This is a genomic window from Streptomyces sp. NPDC051364, from assembly GCF_040682115.1.
In the GTDB taxonomy this organism is placed as follows: Bacteria; Actinomycetota; Actinomycetes; order Streptomycetales; family Streptomycetaceae; genus Streptomyces.
On sequence record NZ_JBFBAH010000075.1, the window covers coordinates 1 to 5,143 of the forward strand.

A 5,143-nucleotide genomic window follows, 5' to 3' on the forward strand; every position below is an offset into this window, starting at 1 on the left:
AAGATCAGACGGCGGGACACCACCGAAGCGATCATCGGCGCCATCACGGGCACCCTCGCCCGCCCGCAGCTCCTCGTCCTTGGCCGCCACGACCAGCGTGGCCAGCTGCGCGCGGTCGGCCGGACCGTACCGCTGCGCCCGGACGTGTCCCGGCAGGTAGGCGAGCACCTCGCCGCGGCCGGGCCCGGCCACCCCTTCGAGGGGGTGCGGTTCACTTCGGCGTGGGGGAGCCGCGACGTCCTGGACGTGGTGCTCGTCCGCCCGGACGTGGTGGCGGAAGTCAGCGCAGACAGGGCGGTTGACCGGGGTAATTTCCGGCACCCGCTCCGGTTCCAGCGGATCCGCCTGGACGTGGCCACCGCCGACGTTCCGCCCTTCGGCCAGGGGTCGGCTACGGCGGCCGGCTGACCGCCTCGGCACGCGCTGGCGAAGGCTTTCTCGGGGGCCGGCACCGATGGGTGCCGGCCCCCATTTCCTGTCCCCCGCAGGGGTGAATCCGGCCCTCGTGTACGCGTGGGCGACTTGTGCTGCATGCTCACAACTCGCCCCGAAATCTGGGCCATTGACAGCAAACAGGATCTTTAGGCATGTTTCCGGCGTGGCCCGATCGTCGGGTCGCCGATGTGTGATCGGAGTGCGGTTCATGGCGCGTTTGGTACGTGAGAGCTACGACGAGAGCCAGGCCGCGGGCCGGCTGCGGGTGCCTCTGGCGGCCTGGCGGTGGGCGGTCGGCTCGGGCCTGGTCCCGCCGGCCGACGCCGGCCCTGGCCTGTGGTCGCGGGCGGTGGCGGAGGCCGCCGACCCGGAGCAGGTGCGCGCGGCCCTGCGGGGTCCGATCGGTGCCGGGGTGGCGGCGGACCGGCTGACGGAGGCCCTGGGGGAGCCGTTGCGGTGCCGGCCGCGGGTGACCGCGGCAGCGGTCGGCCACCTCGCCCACGCCGGTCTTCTGGTCCGCCTCGGCGGGGACGCGGAGTTTCCCGACGTCCACCCGGACCAGGTGGCCGCCCTCGCGCGCCGTCGGGACCTGCCGGCCCTGCTCGACCGTCACGTCCCCCTCGGCCCGGACCAGGCCGCCCGCCGGCTCGGCGTCCGCCGCGTCGACTTCGACGCCGCGGTGCGACTTGGGTTCGTCTCACCCGTGGGCTCGGTGGAGATCGACTACAAGCGGCAGGGCGGCGTGACCTCGGTGCCCTTGTTCAACGCCGAGGAGGTTGCCCTGCTCCCCGTCGTCCGCCCCTGGGTCGACTGGAGGGCGGTGCGCGCCGCCCGCGCGGGCTGCCGGTCCCCGCTCGCCGCTCTGGACCCGGTTGTCCCGGGCCGGGACTGGGTGCTGCTGGCGGAGGTGGCGCGGATGGCTCGGGTGGGGCGGGCCGCGGTGGTGAACTGGCGCCGCCGGCTCGCCGACTTCCCCGCACCGGCCGGCGGCACGGAGGTGCATCCGCAGTTCGACCGGTCGGCGGTGGTCGCGTGGCTGCTGGCCCACGACAAGATCGAGGTGCCCGTGGCCATGCCGTCGGCCTCGCTGGTCGTGGTCGGCGCCGGGCGCCGTACCTCCCGGTTCCGGCTCGATGACCCGCACCTGGTCCTGGCCAACGACGTGGAGGGGGAGGACGTGTTGTCCGGCTGGTCCACCGACGCGGACGCCGACGAGTTGGCCGCCCTGACGTCGAGGGAGTCCGGGGCGTCGGTGGGCCGGCTGACCGCGCCCGGCACGGCGCCGCTGGCGGTGCTGGGGGAGGTGCGGTTGATCGAGCGGTTCCGTTCGGGGGCGGGCGGCCTGCGGGTGACGCTGGCGTGGCCGGCCATGCTGCGAGGCACCGCAGAGGGGACGGCGGGCGGGGTGGTCCGGCACGGCGTGCCGTACGTCGGCCCGGGCGAGGAATGCGTCTGCCACCGCCACGACTGCGGCGGTATGGTCCCGGCCGACTCCTGCGCCGAGCACGGCCGGGCTGTCGGTCCGGCGCTGGAGTGGCACCCCGGCGGCGGCATCCGCTGCACGGCCCTACAGCACAGCCGTGCAGCGGCCGAAAGCGCCGGCACTGCGCCGGCCTGGCCGGACCCGCCGGAGGTCCCGACGTACATCTAGCTCGGGCGCGCCCACTCCACCCCGAGGGCGGCCAGGGCGGCGAGTTGGTCCTGGCCGAGCCGCTCGCGCCGCTGCTTCTGGTTGACGATCCACACGCCCGTGCGGTGCTCGGTCCCGTCCGGGAGGTGCTCGACATGGGCCCGCCCGGGCAGGCCGCCGCCTTCCCGTTCGATGTACTGATGGAGGGCCTGTATGCCCTTGTGGAATGCTTCCGCACCGCGTCCGGACGTGGGGGTCGTGCCCGGCGCGGCGGTCGTCGTACGGGCCCGTACGGCCCGCGCGGGCTTCACCCCGAGTTCGGTGAGGCGGCGCTGCTGCTCCTCAGTGAGTTGGCGGAAGTCGCGGCGTTGGGTGGCCGTCCACCGGCCGATGTCCTCGCCGTGCCACGTCACCCCCGGCACGATGTCCGCAAGGCGCGCACCGCCCGTCAGGAGGGCCTTCAGGCCCGCGTACTGGCGCTGCCAGTCCACCGTCCACCCGAGCGCGCCGGGGTTCCAGTCGGGATCGATCGCGGCGAGCGCGGCGGCGCGCCGCTCGGCCCGGCCGGGGTCCTTGCCGAGCCCTCCGGGCCGGCGGACGTTGGTCAGCCACTGCCCCACCGGCTTGTCCAGCGCGGTCGCGTGCCGTGGCGCAGCCAGGGTCCCGTGCTCGGCGAAGTACGCCCGCGCGGCCGCGAGGTTCTCCGCGAACCCCGCGTCGGCGGTGTCCCACACGATCCCCAGCTCCTCCAGCTCGGCGGCCCGCTCACCGGTCATCTGCCCGGCGCGGAAGGCGCGGCGCTGGTCGGAGAGCCACCGCCCGAGGGGGTGAGCGCCCTCCACGTGGTCGTAGGGCACTTCCAGGTGCTGCTCCCGTTCCCGGTAGCGCCAGGCGGCCTCGATGCCGCGGCGCCAGTCCTGGCGTTCGGTGTTGAAGACCTGGTAGCTGATCCACTTCGCGATCAAGGCGGGGTCGCGCGGGGCGGCGAACCGCAGCAGCAGCCGGGCTTCCTCGTCGCCCTCGTCGGGCGCCGTCCCGATGAGGGGCGACGGCGCTACGATGCGCTTCTGGGCTTCCTGAGGAATTGCGAGCATTTCCACTGCACGCTCATCATGTGCCCGAAGCCCTTGCAACACCCGAATGAGAGGGCCATATGACTTGGAGGAAAGAATGTCCTCCGGGTCCTCGTCCTCGGCCAGGAATACCGGCACAATCAGGGTGGCCATTTTGCCCTCCCCGGGCTTCTGGCGCAGCGCCCGGCCGATGGCCTGGACGATGTCGACCGCAGACCCCTTGGGGTCGATCAGGGCAACACTGTCCACGGCGCGGATATCGACTCCTTCGCCCAGGACGCGACAATTTGCGAGCACGGCGCGGCCGGCGCGGCGGCCGAAGTCCGCGAGGACGTCGGCCCGGTGCTCGGCTTCGTGCTGTCCGCGCAGCCACCCCGTCCACACCTTCGCCGGGTGCCGGGCGGGGTCGACGGCATGCAGCCGGGCCGCGACCCGCGGCAGGCCCTCGGCGAAGGCCTGCGCCTCGATGGTGCGGTGGTGGAAGGTGATGGTGGTCTTCAGGTCGTGGGTGGTCATGGTCTCCAGGAGGGTGGTCTGCATGGCGGCGAGACGCTCACCCCGCAGTTCCTCCTCCCACCGCTCCCTGCCATAGAGCCGGTCCGGGGTCACGACAGGGTCCACCAATTCGGCCACAACCACCTGATAGCGGGCCAAAAGACCGCGCGAGATCGCGTCCGCCAGCGACAGCTCGTAGACGACCGGACCGAACACCTTCGGGTCGTCCATCGAGCACGCCAACTCCGCCGGCAACGCCTCGAAACGCGGCACGAACGGCCTCCCCTTGGCCTCCGCCTTCCGCCGCCGGGCCTCTTCCTCCCGCCGGTGCGCCGCCGCGGCCGCCCGCATCTCGGCACGCGTCCGCGGCCGCTCCGCCCAAATCCGCGGAGTGGCGGTCATGTACAGCCGGCGGTGGGCGGGGATGACCTCCTGGCGGTGCACCGCCGCCCACGCCTTCCCAGCCGACCCCGAGGTCCGGTGCGCCTCGTCCACCACCACCAGGTCGAAGGGCTCCATCGCCAGCCCGTACTCCCCGGCGAACGCCTCGGCCACGACCGGCAAGGAGGCGTAGGTGGCGTACACGGTGACCGGGCCCCGGCCGTGCCACAGGGCGAGCTGCGGCGCCGACGTCGTGGCGCGGACCTTCAGGGCGTACAGGTGGGCGTTGTCCTCAAGCGAGCACACCGCGACCGCCGGCCCGGCGTGGCCAGCCGTGCGCCACTCCCGGGCGGTCTGGGTGAGGAGATCGAGCGTGGGCAGGAGCACCAGGACCCGCCCGCCGCGGGCAAGCCTCAGCGCGGCAGCCGCCGCAATGAACGTCTTTCCGGTCCCGCACGCAGAAACGACCGTGGCCCGTAGACCGGCCTTGGGAATTCGCTTCCTGGGCGGAATGTCGAGCCCTCGGACGATTGCCTCTACCGCTTCTTCCTGGTGCGGAAACAGCGTGATTTCGCTGGCCTTCTGCATTCGGCTTTACTCCATCGAGTAGAGAGGGTTCGTGGGCCCTATCAGGGGTGGTGGCGTGGTTTTCGGGATGGTACACAGCATCCGGATTATCGTGGTTGCTTGTCTGTGAATGTGCGGCGTGTGCGGATCTCGTTCTGGTGGTGACTGATTCCTCGTGATGCTACACAGCTTGCATCTGTGTGATGTAGTCTTGACTCTACCGCGGTGGTCCCTTCCGAGGAGCGGGTTTCCGGGTTTCGGTCTGGCCTTTCGGCGGAGTGGACGGAGCGTCAGATGTGAGGGGCCTGAATCTTCCCCGCTACTGCTGGCCGGGCCCGCTTGCGGGCCCTTGGCCCGGAGGCGGAGCCGGAGGGCCGGGGTGGGAGCGAAGCGGACACCCCAACAGGCCGTAGGCCTGGACCCCGTGAAACGGGGTCGCTTTCCGCGGCGGAGCGCGGGAGGCGGAGCCCGCGGAGCGGGCCCGGTCCGGGTGGAGCGCAGCGGAGCCCGGACTGTCCGGAGCGAAGCGGAGGACTCCGGCCCGAAGGGCCGGCAGATCGGG

2 protein-coding genes and 1 pseudogene are annotated in these 5,143 nt (G+C 72.4%); 2 read left to right on the forward strand and 1 reads right to left on the reverse strand.

The window, feature by feature from the left end:
• Together AB0M76_RS43245 and AB0M76_RS43250 are read left to right on the forward strand one after the other, a co-directional pair.
• Positions 1–408, forward strand: a pseudogene (locus AB0M76_RS43245) (ATP-dependent DNA ligase); the annotation flags it as partial.
• Positions 409–643: 235 nt separating this feature from the next.
• A complete protein-coding gene (locus AB0M76_RS43250) occupies positions 644–2,086 on the forward strand; it encodes a hypothetical protein (protein WP_365958265.1) in 1,443 nt (480 codons plus the stop codon).
• Here AB0M76_RS43250 and AB0M76_RS43255 read toward each other — a convergent pair.
• The gene (locus tag AB0M76_RS43255) at positions 2,083–4,602 is read right to left on the reverse strand and encodes a Helicase associated domain protein (protein WP_365958264.1); all 2,520 of its coding nucleotides are present in this window, start codon (positions 4,600–4,602) and stop codon (positions 2,083–2,085) included. The two genes, AB0M76_RS43250 and AB0M76_RS43255, sit on opposite strands and share 4 nt — an antisense overlap.
• Positions 4,603–5,143 lie beyond the last annotated feature (541 nt).